This window comes from Mucilaginibacter mallensis, assembly GCF_900105165.1.
In the GTDB taxonomy this organism is placed as follows: domain Bacteria; phylum Bacteroidota; class Bacteroidia; order Sphingobacteriales; family Sphingobacteriaceae; genus Mucilaginibacter; species Mucilaginibacter mallensis.
Map to the genome: position 1 here is coordinate 3,547,174 of NZ_LT629740.1, position 18,489 is coordinate 3,565,662.

The 18,489-nt window shown below is 40.1% G+C and carries 17 protein-coding genes; 13 read left to right on the top strand and 4 right to left on the bottom strand.

Going from position 1 to position 18,489, the window contains the following annotated elements; translation table 11 throughout:
* The first annotated feature begins 11 nt into the window (after positions 1-11).
* The 9 genes from BLU33_RS14430 to BLU33_RS14470 all read left to right on the top strand — a co-directional run bounded on the left by BLU33_RS14430 (position 12) and on the right by BLU33_RS14470 (position 8,125).
* Positions 12-1,034, top strand: a complete 1,023-nt coding sequence (locus tag BLU33_RS14430; protein WP_091374210.1) for an acyl-CoA reductase — start codon at positions 12-14, stop codon at positions 1,032-1,034.
* A 108-nt stretch (positions 1,035-1,142) separates the two neighbouring features.
* Positions 1,143-1,346: a fructose-6-phosphate aldolase gene (locus BLU33_RS14435; protein ID WP_091374213.1), complete on the top strand. Its 204-nt coding sequence runs from the start codon at positions 1,143-1,145 to the stop codon at positions 1,344-1,346.
* A gap of 1 nt (position 1,347) precedes the next feature.
* Positions 1,348-2,034, top strand: coding sequence for a cell division ATP-binding protein FtsE (locus BLU33_RS14440; RefSeq protein WP_091374217.1), 687 nt, complete (start codon positions 1,348-1,350; stop codon positions 2,032-2,034).
* Positions 2,035-2,198: 164 nt separating this feature from the next.
* Entirely contained in the window at positions 2,199-2,750 is a 552-nt protein-coding gene (locus tag BLU33_RS14445) for a nucleotide exchange factor GrpE (RefSeq protein WP_091374220.1), read from the top strand.
* 128 nt (positions 2,751-2,878) lie between these two features.
* Positions 2,879-4,051: a molecular chaperone DnaJ gene (gene dnaJ, locus BLU33_RS14450; RefSeq protein ID WP_091374224.1), complete on the top strand. Its 1,173-nt coding sequence runs from the start codon at positions 2,879-2,881 to the stop codon at positions 4,049-4,051.
* A gap of 133 nt (positions 4,052-4,184) precedes the next feature.
* Positions 4,185-4,787 carry a hypothetical protein gene (locus tag BLU33_RS14455; RefSeq protein WP_157682149.1) on the top strand — a complete coding sequence of 201 codons (603 nt, stop codon included), beginning with the start codon at positions 4,185-4,187 and terminating at the stop codon, positions 4,785-4,787.
* Positions 4,788-4,905: 118 nt separating this feature from the next.
* Positions 4,906-5,823: an ABC transporter ATP-binding protein gene (locus BLU33_RS14460; protein ID WP_091374230.1), complete on the top strand. Its 918-nt coding sequence runs from the start codon at positions 4,906-4,908 to the stop codon at positions 5,821-5,823.
* The gene (locus BLU33_RS14465; RefSeq protein ID WP_091374233.1) at positions 5,820-7,070 is read left to right on the top strand and encodes an ABC transporter permease; all 1,251 of its coding nucleotides are present in this window, start codon (positions 5,820-5,822) and stop codon (positions 7,068-7,070) included. The genes BLU33_RS14460 and BLU33_RS14465 overlap by 4 nt, the downstream gene beginning before the upstream one ends.
* A 98-nt stretch (positions 7,071-7,168) precedes the next feature.
* On the top strand, positions 7,169-8,125 hold the full coding sequence (locus BLU33_RS14470; protein ID WP_091374236.1) for a Ppx/GppA phosphatase family protein: 957 nt from the start codon (positions 7,169-7,171) through the stop codon (positions 8,123-8,125).
* Position 8,126: 1 nt separating this feature from the next.
* Here the strand turns inward: BLU33_RS14470 and BLU33_RS14475 are convergent, their stop codons facing one another.
* Positions 8,127-8,864: a carboxypeptidase-like regulatory domain-containing protein gene (locus tag BLU33_RS14475; RefSeq protein WP_091374240.1), complete on the bottom strand. Its 738-nt coding sequence runs from the start codon at positions 8,862-8,864 to the stop codon at positions 8,127-8,129.
* Between the two features lie 142 nt (positions 8,865-9,006).
* Here BLU33_RS14475 and BLU33_RS14480 point away from each other — a divergent pair, with 142 nt between their 5' ends.
* Positions 9,007-11,010 (top strand): M1 family metallopeptidase, encoded by a 2,004-nt coding sequence (locus BLU33_RS14480; protein ID WP_157682150.1) that lies wholly within the window; start codon positions 9,007-9,009, stop codon positions 11,008-11,010.
* Positions 11,011-11,054: 44 nt separating this feature from the next.
* On the opposite strand, the gene BLU33_RS14485 is transcribed toward BLU33_RS14480, so the two are convergent.
* Positions 11,055-12,524, bottom strand: coding sequence for a tetratricopeptide repeat protein (locus BLU33_RS14485; protein ID WP_157682151.1), 1,470 nt, complete (start codon positions 12,522-12,524; stop codon positions 11,055-11,057).
* 143 nt (positions 12,525-12,667) lie between these two features.
* A complete protein-coding gene (locus tag BLU33_RS14490; protein WP_091374247.1) occupies positions 12,668-13,387 on the bottom strand; it encodes an RluA family pseudouridine synthase in 720 nt (239 codons plus the stop codon).
* A gap of 186 nt (positions 13,388-13,573) precedes the next feature.
* On the opposite strand from BLU33_RS14490, the gene BLU33_RS14495 reads away from it, so the two are divergent.
* From BLU33_RS14495 to BLU33_RS14505, 3 genes are all read left to right on the top strand, one after another.
* A complete protein-coding gene (locus tag BLU33_RS14495; RefSeq protein ID WP_091374250.1) occupies positions 13,574-15,847 on the top strand; it encodes an ATP-dependent helicase in 2,274 nt (757 codons plus the stop codon).
* A gap of 164 nt (positions 15,848-16,011) precedes the next feature.
* Entirely contained in the window at positions 16,012-16,380 is a 369-nt protein-coding gene (locus tag BLU33_RS14500; RefSeq protein WP_091380571.1) for a helix-turn-helix domain-containing protein, read from the top strand.
* A gap of 235 nt (positions 16,381-16,615) precedes the next feature.
* Positions 16,616-16,882, top strand: a complete 267-nt coding sequence (locus BLU33_RS14505; RefSeq protein ID WP_157682152.1) for a hypothetical protein — start codon at positions 16,616-16,618, stop codon at positions 16,880-16,882.
* A 79-nt stretch (positions 16,883-16,961) separates the two neighbouring features.
* On the opposite strand, the gene BLU33_RS14510 is transcribed toward BLU33_RS14505, so the two are convergent.
* Positions 16,962-18,398: a tetratricopeptide repeat protein gene (locus BLU33_RS14510; protein ID WP_091374255.1), complete on the bottom strand. Its 1,437-nt coding sequence runs from the start codon at positions 18,396-18,398 to the stop codon at positions 16,962-16,964.
* Positions 18,399-18,489 lie beyond the last annotated feature (91 nt).

The window sequence follows — 18,489 nt, forward strand, 5'->3', positions numbered from 1 at the left end:
ATACCATTTATATGTCAAAATTCAATGCAATAGCATTAACAGATACTTTAGCAGCATTAGGAGAACAGTTAAGCAGTCCTGATGAACAGTTAACCGAGCTTATCAACAATGAACTATATTACAACGCATGGTTCACTCCTGATAATGTGGCAAAAGCCGTAACATCCATAGGCGCCATGCTAAATACAGCCGATATTACAACATGGCTCAGCAAATACAACCTCGATAACCGGGGCAATAAAAAAGTAGGCTTAATATTGGCAGGCAACATACCGCTGGTGGGTTTCCATGATGTGTTGTGCGTACTGGCTACTGGCAATCACGCGCTTATCAAATCATCATCGCAGGACAGCCGTATGATTAAATATGTGCTTAACCTGCTGGTTGAGTTAGATAACAGCTTTGCCAGCCAGTTTAGTTTTATTGAACGACTGGAAAACTTTGATGCGGTTATAGCCACCGGCAGTAATAACACTTCGCGTTATTTTGAATATTATTTCGGCAAAGTTCCAAACATCATCCGTAAAAACAGGAACAGTATAGCCGTATTATCAGGCAATGAAACAGCTGAACAGCTGCATGAACTCGGGCATGATATTTTTGATTATTATGGCCTCGGATGCCGCAATGTGTCAAAAGTACTGGTCCCCGAAGGTTATAACTTCAATTTCTTTTTCGAGTCGATACAAGATTATGAACAGATCATCAATCATCATAAATACAATAACAACTACGACTATAACAAGTCTATATACCTTGTAAACCGCGACGATCATTTTGACAATGGCTTCCTCCTGCTTAAAAAGGATGACAGGTTCACCTCGCCCCTAGCTGTTTTATTTTATGGCAATTATACTGATGTACAGTCGGTACAAGATCTGATAAACACTGAAAGCGAAAAGATACAATGTGTGGTTAGCGCGATACCATTGCAGGTAACAAACCAAGTGGTAGGCTTTGGTGAAAGCCAGCAGCCCCAATTATGGGATTACGCCGATGGTATTGATACGATGAATTTCTTGTCAAATCTTTAAAATAAGAATATCTTTGGGAACGGTCATTAGTCACTTGTCATTAGTCATTGGTAAAATTTACCCGCACGAACTAATGACCAATGACTCAATGACCAATGACTAAAAAAAATGTATATAATTAAAGTTAAAGGCGTAGCTAAAATACCCGATTACGTACAGTTAAGGGACGATAAATTTACGCTGCTGGCTTATTTCAGGGTCGACAGGCCTGAAAAATCACTGGATAAGGCCGGGCTTGGTGATAAGACCGATTACATAATGAATATTGTTAAAGAACTGCCGTTTGGGCAGATATTAAAGTTAGACCTGTAACATGATTGGAAACTCTATTATAAAGCTAAGCGGTGTTGATATTTTTCAGCAAAAGCACCTGGTGTTATCAAACGTTAACCTGCATATTGATAAAAATGATTTTGTATGGCTTATTGGCCAAACCGGATCAGGTAAAAGCAGCTTGCTAAAGGTTATTTATGGCGATCTGAGCATTTCATCAGGCAGCGGTATTGCTTGCGGCTACGATCTTAACAAACTTGGGAGCAAGGAAATTCCTTTTCTTCGCCGTAAACTGGGTATAGTTTTCCAGGATTTTCAGTTACTTACCGACCGCTCGGTTGAGCAAAACCTGCATTTTGTAATGCGCGCCACCGGCTGGACAGATAAAAAATTAATAGCCGACCGTACACTTGATGTTTTGGAGAAGGTAGGCCTGCGTTCTAAATTAAAGAAAATGCCGCATGAGCTTTCAGGCGGTGAGCAGCAGCGCGTAGTAATTGCCCGAGCTTTGCTTAACGACCCCGAAATTATCCTGGCAGATGAGCCAACAGGCAACCTCGACCCTGATACATCCGAAGAAATTGTATTGCTGCTTAAACAAATAGGCCAGCAATTAGGCACCGCGGTAATTATTGCCACGCATGATTATCATATCATCCGTACATTCCCTTCGCGCATTATTAAATGCGAAAACAGTAAGGTTTTGGAAGATGTGCAGATAGCTTAGTTAATTCAAAAGTTAAAATTCAAAATTCAAAAACTGACGCTGCCTGTCAGTATGCAGGTGAGGTATGTCAGTACTACACCAAACTCATGTAATACGCTGACAGCTTGTCGTTATTTAAACAATGGCAAGATACTTGTCTTGCACTATTTACTTATAATATTAATATGCTTAAGAAGAAACACACAGAAAATACAGAAACACCGGAAGAAGGTGTAATAGATGAAAATATACAGGGTACCGAAGCAGAAGCAGCACCAAAAGGCCCGTCTGCAGAGGATAAACTGAAGGAAGAATTATCGGCAGCCAATGACAAATACCTGCGTTTGTTTGCCGAGTTTGATAACTTCAGGAGGCGCACAGTAAGGGAACGTGAAGAAGCAAGAAAAACTGAAGGTAAAGATGTAATCGTTGCTATGCTACCCGTGATGGATGATTTTGAGCGTGCCATCCGGTCGATGGATAATGCTACTGATGTCAATGCTATCAAAACAGGTATTGAACTGATCTACAATAAATTAAGCAGCACACTTGCACAAAAAGGCTTAAAAGCTATGGATGCTTTAGGCGAAACATTTGATGCTGACATTCATGAAGCTATTACCAATGTGCCTGCCCCTACTGATGATTTAAAAGGCAAGGTGATAGATGTAATGGAAAAAGGCTATTACCTGGGCGATAAGGTAGCACGCTTTGCTAAAGTAATAGTAGGTGCTTAATTGATTTGGGATTTCGGATGTTCGATTTCGAATTTATTTGAATTGGATATTTAGAATTCTCACCCTGATAAAAACTTATATATAATTGATAAATTCGAAATCAAAATTTCGAAATCCGAAATAAAACTATGGCTAAAAGAGATTATTACGATGTGCTTGGTGTAGCAAAAGGCGCTGATGCTGATGAAATAAAAAAGGCATATCGTAAAATGGCTATCAAATATCACCCGGATAAAAACGAAGGTGATAAAGAAGCTGAAGAAAAATTCAAGGAAGCTGCCGAAGCTTACGAAGTACTAAGTAATCCTGAAAAACGCCAGCGTTACAACCAGTTTGGTCACGCTGCCAACGCACAATCACCAAACGGTGGTGGCGGCTATGGCGGTGCGGGCATGAACATGGAAGATATATTTAGCCAGTTCGGTGATATTTTTGGTGGTGGCAGTCCGTTTGAAGGTTTCTTTGGCGGTGGTGGCGGAGGCCGACAAGGCGGCGGTGGCCGTCGTGTGGCGCGCGGCAGCAACCTGCGTATTAAGGTAAGGCTTACTGTTGAAGAAATTGCCAATGGTGCCGAAAAGAAAATAAAGGTAAACAAGCAGATAGTTTGTAAAACCTGCGATGGTTCGGGCGCTAAGGATAAATCATCTATCCAAACCTGTAAAACTTGCGGTGGCCAGGGCGCTGTGCGCAGGGTGACCAATACCATACTAGGCCAGATGCAAACTACCAGCACCTGCCCTACCTGTAATGGCGAAGGCTCTGTAATTACCTCAAAATGCCCTGTTTGTCATGGCGATGGATTAGTACGTGGTGAAGAAACCATTACTATAAACATACCTGCCGGCGTAAGCGAAGGCATGCAGTTGAGCATGAGCGGCAAAGGAAACGCGGCCCCACGTGGTGGCATGCCGGGAGATCTGATCATATTGATTGAAGAGATCCCTCACGAAACTTTAAAACGCGACGGTAACAATATCATTTACGATCTGCACATTAACTTTGTTGATGCCGCTTTAGGTACCAGCGTTGAAGTACCGACCATTGATGGGAAAGCCAAAATAAAAATTGAACCCGGCACACAAGGCGGTAAAATATTACGCTTAAAAGGTAAAGGCGTTCCCGAAGTAAACTCATACCATCGCGGCGACCAGCTGGTGCATATTAATATATGGACACCAAAGGCATTAAGCCGTGAAGAGCGTGAATTGCTTGAAAAACTACAAAGCTCACCAAACTTCAAACCCAACCCCGGCAAAAACGAAAAAAGCTTTTTTGAACGGATGAAGGAATATTTTGAGTAGTTATTAGTCCGGAAGTCGGCAAGACGGAAAGTCCGAAAGATATATAAAGCCCAGAACTATAATAGTTTTGGGCTTTTTTGTTAGCAAACAATTTACAGACGATTGATATTATCTACTCATAAAACTTTAACAAATGAAAGTCAGTAAAAGAAACGCCACACTTATGATATTGCTGGGAATGATTAATATCGTTCTGTTCGTCATCCTAAACATAAGACGGTATAACCATATGCATGAAGGTATTTTCACCTATTATATATTACTGTTCGTATCTGAAATAACTTACCTTCTACCCTTCTTTTACCTGATCACTTTATTAAAATATGTACAGGAGAAACAGTTTATCATCACTTGTTTTTACGCCTTGCTTGCGGGAAAGATCATCAGCTTTCTGTTTAATTTCATCTCTAATACGAGTTCATACCTATCAACTATTCTTCTTGTTATAGGTGCTGTCATAGCGCTGATAGAAATTTGCGTGATCGTGGTTTCATTCCTTATAAAAAATCCCGCTTTAACTACTCCCTTTAAAATATATGCTATCGTATATATACTTGTAATACTTATAGAATGGGGAGTTCCATTACTACTGCCGCTTATTACAGGTTTTGATTTTTATCTAAGAGCATCCCGCTATATGAGTTATATGCCTTTATTGCCTATGCTGCCTACGCTTTATGTTATATACAGATCAAAAACACTTATCAGCCAAACAACACCTGCTTTTACGTCATAGTTATACGATTACTTTTAGACCCACGAGGTATCCAAACAAAACGCAATGTTGCAGATCAAATAAAACGTAACATTTTAAAAATCGCCGTATCTAACAGCAAAACCTTAATACTTAAACAATGCTGAGTATTCGCCATATTGTGAAACAATACGCCGGGCATACTGCCTTAAGCGATGTAAGTTTAGAAGTAGAAAGTGGGCAGATCTTCGGTCTGCTTGGGCCAAATGGTGCCGGTAAAACTTCGCTTATCCGCATCATCAACCAAATTACCGCACCCGACTCCGGCGAAGTATATTTTGCAGGCGAAAAGCTTAACCAGTCGCATATTGAGCGCATTGGCTATATGCCAGAGGAACGCGGACTATATAAGAAAATGGAGATCGGCGAGCAGATGATCTACCTGGCCAGGTTAAAGGGGCTAAGCCGTTCTGAGGCTACCAAAAGGTTAAAATTTTGGTTCGAGAAACTCGAAATGCAATCGTGGTGGCATAAAAAGATCGAGGAACTATCAAAGGGCATGCAGCAAAAGGCCCAGTTTGTGGCTACTGTTTTGCACGAGCCCGATCTGATCATTTTAGATGAGCCTTTCAGTGGCTTCGATCCGGTTAATGCCGAACTGATAAAAGACGAAATACTGGAACTGAACCGTAAAGGCGCAACCATCCTATTCTCCACCCATCGTATGGAATCCGTTGAGGAGTTGTGCAATTCTATCGCCCTACTCAATAAAGCAAAGAAAGTATTGGATGGACGGGTTAAGGATATCAAAAACTCTTATCGTAACGAAACCTATCTCATCGAGTACAACGGTCATAAACTTAATTTTGATGGATCACAGCCATTTAATTTGGTTGAGGAAACTGAAAATAGTGACGACACCCACACCATCAAAATAAAACTGGATACCGCTGCCAGCGCTAATGATGTGCTGCAATATCTTATCCCCAAAACAAGCATAAACAGGCTACAGGAAGTTGTGCCCACCATGAATGAGATTTTTATTGAAAAGGTAAACCTTAAAGCTGTTACAGTATGAAAAAAGTATTACTCATTATACAACGCGAGTACCTTACCCGTGTAAGAAAAAAGGCATTCATAGTAATGACCTTGCTGGTGCCCTCCTTAATAGTGTGTATGTATGGCATCATAGCTTTTTTAGCCTTGAATAACGACGAACTGAATAAGGCACACATTATAAAAGTTATTGATGAACGCGGCGATTATGCAGGCAAGTTTCACAATGTAGAGAATTTGAAATTCCAGGCTATCCATGAGCCATTGGCTAAAGCTAAAGCTGAAGTAAAAAAAGATGAGGACAGCTATCTGTTATGGATACCGGCAAAGATCAACAAAATAGATACCGTGCAATTCTTCTCAAAAAAGAAACCCAGCTTAACTATTACCGGCGAGGTTGAAAACCAGATGAACGCTATTGCAACTAATAACAGCATTATAAAAATGGGTATTGACCCGGTTAAGCTAAATGCCGCTAAAACCAGCCATATAACGGTTGGTGCCCGCGAAATAACCGATACCGGTGATGCAGACGCTAATGTTGGCGCAGCCTATGGCGCGGGCATAGCCGGGGCTATATTAATTTATATTTCACTATTTATTTATGGCGCACAGGTTATGCGCGGGGTGATTGAGGAAAAAACCAGCCGCATTGTTGAAGTGATCATATCATCGGTAAAACCCTTTCAACTAATGCTGGGTAAAATAATTGGTGTGGGTATGGTTGGGCTTACACAGTTTCTGCTGTGGATAATTCTATCTACAGCGGTAAGTTATATAGCAGGGCATTTCTTTACGGTACCCACCAACCCGGTAATGGGCTTTGCAAAAAACCTGGGGGCTAATGCTGTTGCTGAAGTTGGCTTTTTTATGTTTTACTGGATAACCGGCTACCTGCTGTACAGCGCGTTGTTTGCCGCTGTAGGTTCAGCGGTTGATAGTGAAACGGAGACGCAGCAATTTATGTTTCCCATAACCCTGCCCCTGCTGTTCACTTACATTTTATCGGTATCCTACTTATTCCAGGTACCAGATAGTCCGCTGGCAGTGTGGCTTTCCATGATACCGTTTACGGCCCCCGTGGCCATGATGGTACGTTTACCCTTTGGCGTCCCCGGCTGGCAAATGGCATTATCAATGCTGATGATGGTAATAGGCTTTTTGTTCACTACTTATATTGCTTCGCGGGTATACAGAGTTGGCATATTGATGTATGGCAAAAAGGCAAGCTATAAGGAACTGGTTAAATGGTTCTTTTATAAAGAATGATTTGGTGAGCGGTAAGTGGTGAATAGTGAGTGGATAAAAAATCCTCTTTAGGAGGTCAGGAGGCTAAACATTTTCTGCATATTTGGGTTTAGGCATTTATGGGCGATAATAATACTCCTGCTATAGTAGACAACAATACTGTAGCGGTAATGGATCTTGGTACAAACACCTTTCATTTATTAATTGCCCGTGGCACTGCGGCAAACCCGGAAGAGCTTTTCCATATTACAATACCTGTTCGCTTAGGTGAGGGGGGTATCAATAGCGGTATTATACAGCCAGCAGCTTACCAGCGTGGTATTGACACCTTGTTAAAATTCCATCAGCATATTACTGAATATGGGGCGGGGCGGGTAAAGGCTATCGCCACATCAGCCTTACGTACCACCTCAAACGGTAAGGACTTTATTGCAGAGGTGAAAGCCAAAACCGGCATCGCCATTGAAACTGTGAACGGCGAGCAGGAAGCCAAATATATTTATGAAGGTGTTAAAACCGGCAATTGCTTAACCCATCAAAACTCCCTGATACTCGACATTGGTGGCGGCAGCGTTGAATTTGTTTTGGGCAATAATGAAGGCATTCAATGGAAACAAAGCTTTGAAATTGGCGCTGCCCGGTTAATGGATAAGTTCCATAAAAAGGACCCTATCCCCGCATCATCCATACATGAACTTAACACTTATCTTGAGCGGGTATTAACGCCCTTATCTGAAGCGCTTGCCGGTATAAAGATTGAAAGCATCATAGGTTCATCAGGTGCTTTTGAAACTTTTGCCGAGGTGATAGAATTAAAAAAAGGCAATGAATTTAGTCTGAAGAAAACACGGGAATATCATTTTGACACAACCGAGTTTTTAAACATCACCGACTGGCTTATAGAATCAACCCATTTCGACAGGGAAAACACCAAGGGCATTATACCAATACGTGTAGATATGATCGTTGTAGCATCGCTCATTACCCGCTTTGTAATGACAAAATTGGGCATTGACGATGTATTGATGACATCGTATTCGTTAAAAGAGGGTGTGTTGGCAGAAGCACTGGGCTAAATCAATTAAATATTTTGCGGATTGGTCTGCGTATATACCTATAGTAGATCCGTTTAAAAAATGGTTGTTTTTGTTTTATTACTACTATATCACCTAAGAGTACAGCCTCATGGAGCTTTACAGTGTAGTTTGCATCTGCATTAATATTAATGATTTGGGCGCTATAGCCAATATTACTAACTATAAATTGCGTTGCTGATATAGGCACCCTTAAATTAAAGTCGCCGTGAATATTTGTAATGGCACCTAAGTTGCTGCCTTTTATTCTTATCAATGCACCCTGTATAACAATGTTTTGATCATCGGTTACACAGCCCTTAATCTCTTTTGTATTTAATAAATTCGGTGATAGTACTTTTCCAATAACTCTATTTTCACATACATTTTGCGGTTGCACTGCTATTTGCACTGTTACAGGTTTGGTTTGCGCGTCCGCTTTATAAAAGGGTATAGATCCTGCCAGACCTATTGCCATCGCCCATATTTTATACCTTTTTGAAACAGGCAGATTTTCCGGCAAAATCTGATAGTTTATATTATTTAACTGCTGTTCTCCGAATCTTCCGCAAACGTTATTATTTACTGTCAGATAGTTAATTATTTCATCATTAGTCATGGTGGTAAAATCGGTAACTGTTTTACAACATTGCTGGCAATGCCTGCCATCATTAACGGGTGTCATTTGCTGCCATGATTGATGGCATGGTTTGGGAATGTTGATCTTATTGAGCTGTGACATATTGTTAAGTTTTTCTTACAGGATGCATATCAAACCGGTTTTCCATAAATGCGCGCATAAAATATTTTCGACTCCCATTCTTCAACCTGATTGAATATTCTAAAACATCCTTTGTATATTGCTGCCACTAACTGAACTCTTCATGAAACTGAAATTTATTGGCCTGGGACTTATCCTTTTTTCTACTATTTCATCACAAGCACAGCGCAGGCAACACGCGCCCAATACAAATGACACCATCGCCTCCAGGTACAATCCCTCAACTTTATTCTCTACTACTTTTTATACCAATAAGGGCAATGAGTTCCACTCAGCCAATGGCGAACCAGGACCAAAATACTGGCAAAACCGGGCCGATTACCAATTAAAGGCTGCTATTGATACGGTTAGCAAAACGCTTACAGCCAGCGAAAATTTAAGCTATACTAATAACAGTCCGGACGCGCTGCAATACTTATGGCTGCAACTGGATCAGAACACTTATAAAAAAGATGCCCGCTCCAATTTTTATACGAGCGCTGCCCCAAAACCAAACCAGCATACTGATGGTTACCAGTTTGAATCGGTTGAAATTGTGCAGAATGGCAAAACTGAAAAAGCAGATTATATAATTACCGATACCCGCATGCAATTACGCCTGCCTGTGGCGCTTAGTCCAAACGGCGGTAAGATCAGCGTATTAATAAAATATCATTACACTATACCAAGCAGCGAATTTGGCGGCCGTACTGATTATAGCAATACCAAAAACGGCAAAATGTACGAGATTGCCCAGTGGTTTCCCCGCATGTGCGTATATGACGACTCACATGGATGGGATACCCTGCCATTTTTAGGCAGCGGGGAGTTTTACCTTGAATATGGCGATGTAGACTACACCGTAACCGTGCCATGGGACATGCTTGTAGCGGGCTCAGGCGAATTATTAAATCCGGCTGAAGTACTTACCTCAAAACAAATAAGCAGGCTTGCAGCGGCCCGTAATAGCGATAAAACGGTAATGATACGCCCGTTGAGCGAGGTTAACGATCCGTCATCACGCCCGGTGCATACCGGTAAGCTTACCTGGCACTTTAAAATGTATAACACCCGCGATGTTGCCTTTGGGGCATCAAAGGCCTATATATGGGATGCCGCACGGATGAACCTGCCAGGCGGTAAAAAATCGCTGGCTATGTCGGTTTATCCTGTGGAAAGTGTTGGCGATACCGCGTGGAGCCGTGCCACTGAATATTTAAAAGCATCGGTGGAACACTTTTCATCGAAATGGTTTGTGTACCCCTATCCTGTTGCTATAAATGAGGCAGGTGAAGCCGGAGGTATGGAATATCCGGGCATTACATTTGATAGTCCCAGGGCTACAAAGGGCGACCTGTTCGGATTAATCGCCCATGAGATTGGTCATAACTGGTTCCCGATGATTGTTGGCTCTGATGAGCGCCGCTATGCCTGGATGGATGAGGGTTTGAATACTTTTATTGATATTTATGCAACAGATATATTTAACAAAGGCGAATATGCACCAAAACGCGATGGGGAATACGCGCCAAAAGGTGGCAACCCTGCTGATGAGATCATCCCAACAATTGCCGATCCTGACGCTATAACGATAATGACGGCCGCTGATGGTGTAACTGAAAAATACCGTCATCCTGTTACTTATTATAAAACAGCTTTCGGCCTCGTTTTGCTGCGCGAGCAGATATTGGGTAATGATAGGTTCGATTACGCGTTCAGAAACTATATAAATAAATGGGCCTATAAACACCCGCAGCCCGATGATTTCTTCAGATCGATGGATAATGGTACCGGTGAGGATCTGTCGTGGTTCTGGAAAGGCTGGTTCTATAGCAACCTACAACTTGATCTGGCTTTGATAGATGTAAAGTATGTAGATAAAGACCCTAAAAATGGCATAAAAGTAACCGTTGCCAACAAGGAAGAAATGGCTATGCCTTTTACCGTTGAGGTTAAACTAAAAGATGGCAGCAAACAGCGTATAAAACTGCCTGTTGAAACCTGGCTGCAGCAAAAAGCAATCACCTTTACCATCTCAACTACAACTGAAGTGGAAAGTGTAACCGTTGATCCGGACAATGCTTTGCCGGATATGAACAAGGCTAATAATACGATAAGGATGAAATAGTGATTAGAAATTATCAGATGGAGATTAGTTACTTTTAAAAGTAACTAATCTCCATTCTCCAACTTCTCCGAAATATTCTTTATTGCCTCATCCAGTTTTTTCGCTGAATAAGTAAGGTAGTTTTCTGCCTCCAAATATTCCTTCCCTTTATCCTCGCTATTATTTATTACATCTATTATCCCCAGTATGTTCGATAGGTGCTTGCGTATATTATGCGAGTTGATGAATGATATTTCCTCTTTTTGAGCTGCAAATAACAACTTCTCGTAATGCCTTTTTTGTTTTATATTTCTGTAGAACAAGGTAATAAAGGCAATCGTTAACAAGGCTACAATTACTACCATTATCAACCATAGGCGCTCGCTTTTATAAGTCTCCACATGCTGATTATAGGCATTCTCCACATCATCAAGTTTCATACGCAATGCAACATCGCCTACCTCTATCAGTTTATTTGTATTGTCTTTTGATTGCTGCAGCGCCATATTAAAATTTATAGCGGCCCGTTTCTGGTCATTTTGCTTTACTGCAATCTCGCCCAAAAGTTCATATAAATTGTATTTTATTTCCGGATGGTTATTTTGTGCTTTATCAATCAATACCTGCTCTATTAACTTCTTGGCAGAATCCAATGTATTATCATTGTAATACGCAATTGCAAGATTTTGCTTATCGAGGCTTTCGAATTTATATAAATTGTCCTTTTGCAGCATTAAAATATTATCTATAGCATTTTTATAATTACGCTGCAACAGGTCAATATAATAATCAGTTCGTTTTATGTAGGTATATAATTTGTATGATTTGTCCTTCGAATCCTTAAGCTTTTGATTATAATTTTCCAGGGAATCAAGCCGCCCCATCCTAAAGTAATTCTCTGATATATTATAATATATAACATTTTTAAGGCGAGGTTCACGCACTTTATGCTTTATACTTATCATTAGCGCCTGACTTAAGTAATATAACGATTGATTATAAAAGTTGTACCTGTAATATATATCCGAAATATTAACATTTACAGCTGCCTGCAAGTAAGCATCATTAAGTATTATGGTTTCCCGTTTGGCCATCCTGAAGCTTGATATGGCACCAATAGCATTGCCTTCGTACGATTCTATAAATGCTATATGCGTTAAAAATTCATATAATAGATAATGATCATTGCTTTTTGCAGCCAGTTCAACCGCTGCAAACAAAGCATTCTTTGCTTCATTGGTATGTAATAACCTGTCCTGATAAATACTTTCGCTAAAAAGTTCAAATGCCCTGCTATCTTCAAGGTTGTTTTTTAAAAATATCTCATGCATTCTGGCATTAGCGCTTTTAATGCTATCGATAGGGATATAGCCGTAATAGGTTTTAATATAGATAATCAGTTTCTTTTCTTTTAAATACTGATCATTTAAGCGCAGTGCATATTTTAAACTATCCGCATTGCCTGTAGGCGGCATTGCATCAGCATGAAGAGTATACCAAAAACACAGAAGTAAAAGGACGATCTTCTTTAGCATTTAATGCAGATTTTTATATAAATCTACATTAGCATATGATAAAAACAAAAAATCAGGAAATAATAATTAGCTATCAGCCATTTAACTTTAATTGAACTTACTACTATTCAATTACTCAGTTGTTTATTTTTTGTATTTCCCCGCTATGAATCAAACTTTTCCAGCAATTTCAGCAATGTTTCAAAATCTTTTGGATACGGTGCATGGATTGTGATTTCCTCGCCATTCAACAATTTAAAACTTACCTCAAATGCATGCAATGCAAAGCGTTTCATTATTGGCAGTTCCTCCTGGTCTTTACCCAAATGATATTTGCGCTTTAGTGCCGATAGAAAAACCGGCTTACCTTTGTACATTTCATCGCCTGCAATGGATGCCCGCTGCGTGGCCAGATGTATACGTATCTGGTGCATACGGCCGGTAACCGGGCGGCACTCCACCAAAGTATAATGTTTAAAGTATTTTAATGATTGAAACCAGGTTTCGGCCCTTTTACCCTCCTGTCTGCTAATGGTAACATTTCCCTTGCCAACATTCAGTATGGGCAGATCAATGAAAAGGTTTTCAAAAACATGTGTGCCCTCAATAACCGCGTGATATATCTTTTTTACCTGCCGTTTTTCAAACTGCATAGATATGGCACGATAAGCTTCGGGATTTTTAGCAATGATCAATGCTCCCGAGGTCTCTTTATCCAGCCTATGGCATACTTGAGCATCATCCGAGTATTGCTTTGCCAAACGCAGCATATTGATCTCCCCGCCCTCACGCTCATCAAGTGAGCTTATGAACGGCGGTTTGTTCACAACAATTATATCGTCGTTCTCAAATAATATCAGGTCGGCAAATTTGGGGATCTTCATAAGGCCGCAAAAATACGGTTATTAAATTAAACCGTAAAACATCCCTGTAGGTAATCACTTCCTTTCAATATTCTGTATTTAACTAATCTCTAGTCAACTAATCACTAATCACCTCAATTTTACTTTTACTTTCCTCATATCGGCACAAAAACCTTAATTTCGCAGTCTAAGAAAAGAGGAAAAAGTTTGGATTACTTACAGGGATTAAACCCCGAACAAAAGGCAGCCGTACAGCAAATAAAGGGCCCCGTAATGATTATAGCGGGTGCAGGTTCAGGCAAAACCCGCGTTATTACCTATCGTGTAGCGCATCTGATCCGCAACGGCGTTGACTCATTTAACATACTTGTACTAACGTTTACCAATAAAGCCGCGCGCGAAATGCGTGAGCGTATAAATCATTTGGTTGGCCCCGAAGCCAAAAATATATGGATGGGTACATTCCACTCCGTTTTTGCAAAAATACTTAGGGTTGAGGCCGATAAATTGGGGTATCCAAGCAATTTCACTATTTACGATACCGACGACAGCAAAAGCTTACTGCGGGCCATTCTGAAAGAAATGAGCCTTGATGATAAGCTATATAATGCAAACTTTGTACTTAACCGCATATCAGCAGCTAAAAATAATTTAGTTGGCTGGCATGAATACCAGAATAACGACCAGATCCAGGCTGATGATCGTTCATCCGGCCGTGAACATCTTGGCAAAATATATGAAACCTATGCGCAGCGCTGCTACCGTGCAGGTGCTATGGATTTTGACGATCTGCTGTTTAAAACCAATGAGTTGTTAAAAAACTTCCCTGATGTACTTAACAAATATCAGCACAAGTTTAAGTTTTTGATGGTTGATGAGTATCAGGATACGAACTTTTCGCAATACCTGATTGTAAAAAAACTGGCTGCCGTAAATGAGAATATTTGTGTGGTGGGTGATGATGCGCAAAGTATCTACGCTTTCCGTGGTGCCAACATTCAAAATATCTTAAACTTTGAGAAGGATTACCCCGATCTGAAAATATTTAAGCTGGAACAAAATTATCGCTCAACCCAAAATATAGTTAACGTAGCCAACAGCATTATAGCCAATAATAAAGAGCAGCTTAAAAAGAATGTATTTTCTGAAAAAGAAGCCGGCGATAAAATAAAGGTTATGCGCGCCTTCAGTGATAACGAGGAAGGCAAAATGGTAGCCGAGGCTATCATGTTCCAGCGCACCACACATGGCTTAAAATGGCACGATTTTGCCATCCTGTACCGCACTAACGCACAATCGCGTTCCATGGAGGAAGCCTTGCGCAAGCTGGGTGTACCGTATAAAATATATGGAGGCCTGTCCTTTTATCAGCGTAAGGAGATTAAGGACCTTATAGCCTATTTCAGGCTTACCTTTAACCCTAATGATGAGGAAGCATTAAAGCGTGTTATAAACTATCCGCGCCGCGGTATTGGTGATACAACAGTTGACCGGATAATAGTAAGCGCCGATCAAAACAATATCACACCGTTTGAAGTGATCATAAACCCATCCCAATACCTGGATGGCCGCACATCGGCATCGGTGGGTAACTTTTCTACCATGATCCAGAGCTTCCAGGTGATCACCAAAACACTTACAGCTTATGAGGCGGCATTACATATTGCACAACATTCGGGGTTGCTGAAAGACTTGTATGCCGATAAATCTATTGAAGGACTTAACCGGTACGAGAACATACAGGAACTATTGAATGGTATAAAAGAATTTTCGGAACGGGAAGATATTGAAGAAAAAGGACTGGATATTTTTATGCAGGATGTGGCCCTGCTCACTAATGACGATAGCGACAAAAATAAAGACGCCGATACCGTTTCATTAATGACCATCCACTCTTCAAAAGGCCTGGAGTTTTCGCAGGTGCACGTTGTGGGCCTTGAGGAAAACCTTTTTCCATCGCAAATGTCGCTCAACTCCCGCAGTGATCTGGAAGAGGAACGCCGCTTGTTTTATGTAGCTACCACCCGTGCAGAAAATAAACTTACAATAAGCTATGCTACATCACGCTTTAAATTCGGCACACTCATAAATTGCGAGCCCAGCCGTTTTTTAGATGAGATTGATGCCAAATACCTCGAGCTTGATTTTTCTGCCAAACCGGCATCGGGCGGCAGCTCATTTTTTGATGATGAGCGTGAAGCTTGGAGCAGGAAAACCGATACATTCTCGAAACCGAAACCAGCTGTGGTTAAAACCACATCCATACTGGCAAAAGCGCACGTACCTTCGCCCGGCTTTGCACCGTCTGACACCTCAAACCTGCAGGTGGGTATGGAAGTTGAACACGAACGCTTTGGCTTTGGTAAAGTTATTAGTCTTGAAGGCAATAAGCCCGATGTGAAAGCAACTATTTTTTTTAAAGAAATAGGGCAAAAACAACTGCTTTTAAAGTTTGCCAAACTGAGTATAGTAAGCAAATAATCCCCCACTTATTACTTCGTTTTGGGCAATAAATTCCCCGTTTTGTGATAGCGTTATCACAAAACCTATAAAACATGCGTGATTGCGCCTAAATTAATATTGGCATATCCTTTGGTTAATAATTAATATCCTTTTCCCCAATTAATTTTAACCATATGTTTTATATGAACGACACTCTTAAAAAGAAAACAAACAAGTCCGTTGGGATGAACATCAGAACCCTGCGTCATCAACATGGATGGAGCCAGGAAGATGTAGCCGATCGTTTAGGTATTTCAATACCGGCATTTTCGAAAATCGAAACCGGTGTAACTGATATTAACTTATCACGCCTTGAGCAAATTGCCAATGTTTATGAGGTAAGTGTTGTTTATTTATTAGCAATGGACATTACTGAAGCTGAACATGAGCCTTCAAACCTGAGCATCGCCCAAAAGAAATTAATTGATCGCGAAGCTGAAATTGCCAGTTTACAACGTAAAGTAATTTTGCTTTATGAAGAACTAAGGAACAAAACTGCTATAGCGGTTTAAATCCTGTTCACTAATTACGACAAGTGTATTGTTATCACTATTTTTTAACACAGTCGTTTATTAAATATGTATTTAATAATTTAAATAATAATTAACATTATTATTTAATGAGAGAAAACAAGACCTAAAAGTCTAAAAGTCAATAAAACTAAAGTTTTGCTAGTTGTTTTGGAGTAGGATTTGCATCACACAGTTTGTAAACAAAAACTGTGTGATGCAAAATTACTTATTATCCATGTCAAAAAATCAGGCGTTAAAAGATGGCACCATCCACGACCCTAATACCAAACTAAAGGTTAAGGTTATTGACACGCTTAAAACAAAGTTCACCCCCAGAAAAGGGGAAATCACTTATTTTGTAACCGCAGGCAATGAAACCATAGCCTTTGAAACTGAAGGTTACAAAAAACACCGTCAATTACTTATTCTGCACATGATATCATGGTATTGTCTGTATTTAGGCCTGTTTGAGGCTCAGATACATTCTAACTGGCCATTATAGTCGATCATTAGTTCATTAGTATGAACTTCACCGCCTGTGTCGCATGCAAAAACCAATGAACTAATGAACTAATGATCGACTACTTCCCCGGGTCGTGCATCATATCGCTCATTTCAATGATCTTCTCATCAATTTCCGATACGCATTTGTCCATCATCACAATACATTCCTGCTTATCAACCAGGCCTTCCTTTTCCAGGTTCATTAAGCCTTTAAGTGTAGCTATAGGCCCGCGTATCTGGTGCGATAAATAGGATGAATATTCTGAAAGCTTCTTATTCTTTAATTGCAGGTCCTTGGTTCTTTCATCAATTATCTCTTCCAGGTGATGATTAACCCTGTCAAGGTTATCCTTTTGTCTTGATACCTCTTCATTAAGTTCAGTAAGCTGTGCATTGGTTTTGGCTTTCCGTTTTACATTACTGATCAGTAAGCCAATAACTATCAGTAGTAAACACGCTGCGATAATTGCGCCCCAAAATTGGGCACGTTCATATTTAATGGTCTGGTCGTTTATAATATTTTGCTGTTCTTGCTGCTCCTGTTTATGCTTAATTTCATATATGTTTATTTGGGCATATAACATTGTTTTTTGTAGCGCGCTATCCAGTAAATATACATCACTCAAATAATGCACCGCCCGCTCATAATTACCGCGTTTAAACTCTAATTGATAACTGGTATATTCAAAATCCCGTTCCAGTTTATCATCATTTATAATATGTGAATATGCAAGCCCTTCTGCAACAATTTTACTGGCAATCTCAAACTTATTTTCTTTAATATACACTAAGGCCAAAGTAAGGTCTATACTTGCAACAGTTTCATTTAAATCTCTTTCTTTAGCTCTTTTGTTAGCGCTTGTTAGTAATTGCTCAGCCATTTCCAGCTGGTTCAGGGAAAAGTAGGCCACTCCCCTATTTTGGGCACATTGTATAAGGTTTACCGAATCATGCAAAACATTAAAAATAACTTCACTCTCCTTATAGTACTTTAATGCCTGATTATAGCTTTTTTCCCTGGAATACAAATTCCCCAGGTTTAAATAAGCAGTAGCTACCAGTGCATTATCAGCTATTTCATGTCCAATATCAAGCGCTTTTTGAAAATATTCTAATGATGCACCGTAATTATTATCCCGGTATAAATTGCCTATATTATTATAAACTTTAGCCTCTCCCTTTTTGTTATTAGCCTTTTTAAAAAAAGTTAGCGCATTTATGTAACTATTTATTGCCGCTTCAGGGTCATTCATATAATATTGCCCTATCCCTTTTACCCTATAAGCTTCTGCAATTCCAGAATTGTAATTTAATTTGGTGGCCAGTTCCAGCGCCTTATCCCCTGTATTTACTGTTTGCTGTGCATTTGTTAACCTGGCTTCATAAGCCTGTTTGGTTAATTGAATAACGGCATCTGTATCCTGACCAATAACTCCGTTAACTCCATCCACACCATTTGCATAAATATGGAGCGCAAAAAACATGAAAAATATGGCCGGAAAGAATTTCTTCATCAATAAATATAATGATTAATCGCGACGAAAGTTAAAAAAAACATACTAATAAAATACATTATTATAACAACAACCAAAACATAGCCGTTTA

Coding starts and splice junctions, on each gene's coding strand:
- BLU33_RS14430 (WP_091374210.1), top strand. CDS start 12: ATGTCAAAATTCAATGCAATAGCATTAACAGATACTTTAGCAGCATTA.
- BLU33_RS14435 (WP_091374213.1), top strand. CDS start 1,143: ATGTATATAATTAAAGTTAAAGGCGTAGCTAAAATACCCGATTACGTA.
- BLU33_RS14440 (WP_091374217.1), top strand. CDS start 1,348: ATGATTGGAAACTCTATTATAAAGCTAAGCGGTGTTGATATTTTTCAG.
- BLU33_RS14445 (WP_091374220.1), top strand. CDS start 2,199: ATGCTTAAGAAGAAACACACAGAAAATACAGAAACACCGGAAGAAGGT.
- dnaJ (WP_091374224.1), top strand. CDS start 2,879: ATGGCTAAAAGAGATTATTACGATGTGCTTGGTGTAGCAAAAGGCGCT.
- BLU33_RS14455 (WP_157682149.1), top strand. CDS start 4,185: ATGAAAGTCAGTAAAAGAAACGCCACACTTATGATATTGCTGGGAATG.
- BLU33_RS14460 (WP_091374230.1), top strand. CDS start 4,906: ATGCTGAGTATTCGCCATATTGTGAAACAATACGCCGGGCATACTGCC.
- BLU33_RS14465 (WP_091374233.1), top strand. CDS start 5,820: ATGAAAAAAGTATTACTCATTATACAACGCGAGTACCTTACCCGTGTA.
- BLU33_RS14470 (WP_091374236.1), top strand. CDS start 7,169: ATGGGCGATAATAATACTCCTGCTATAGTAGACAACAATACTGTAGCG.
- BLU33_RS14475 (WP_091374240.1), bottom strand. CDS start 8,864: ATGTCACAGCTCAATAAGATCAACATTCCCAAACCATGCCATCAATCA.
- BLU33_RS14480 (WP_157682150.1), top strand. CDS start 9,007: ATGAAACTGAAATTTATTGGCCTGGGACTTATCCTTTTTTCTACTATT.
- BLU33_RS14485 (WP_157682151.1), bottom strand. CDS start 12,524: ATGCTAAAGAAGATCGTCCTTTTACTTCTGTGTTTTTGGTATACTCTT.
- BLU33_RS14490 (WP_091374247.1), bottom strand. CDS start 13,387: ATGAAGATCCCCAAATTTGCCGACCTGATATTATTTGAGAACGACGAT.
- BLU33_RS14500 (WP_091380571.1), top strand. CDS start 16,012: ATGAACGACACTCTTAAAAAGAAAACAAACAAGTCCGTTGGGATGAAC.
- BLU33_RS14505 (WP_157682152.1), top strand. CDS start 16,616: ATGTCAAAAAATCAGGCGTTAAAAGATGGCACCATCCACGACCCTAAT.
- BLU33_RS14510 (WP_091374255.1), bottom strand. CDS start 18,398: ATGAAGAAATTCTTTCCGGCCATATTTTTCATGTTTTTTGCGCTCCAT.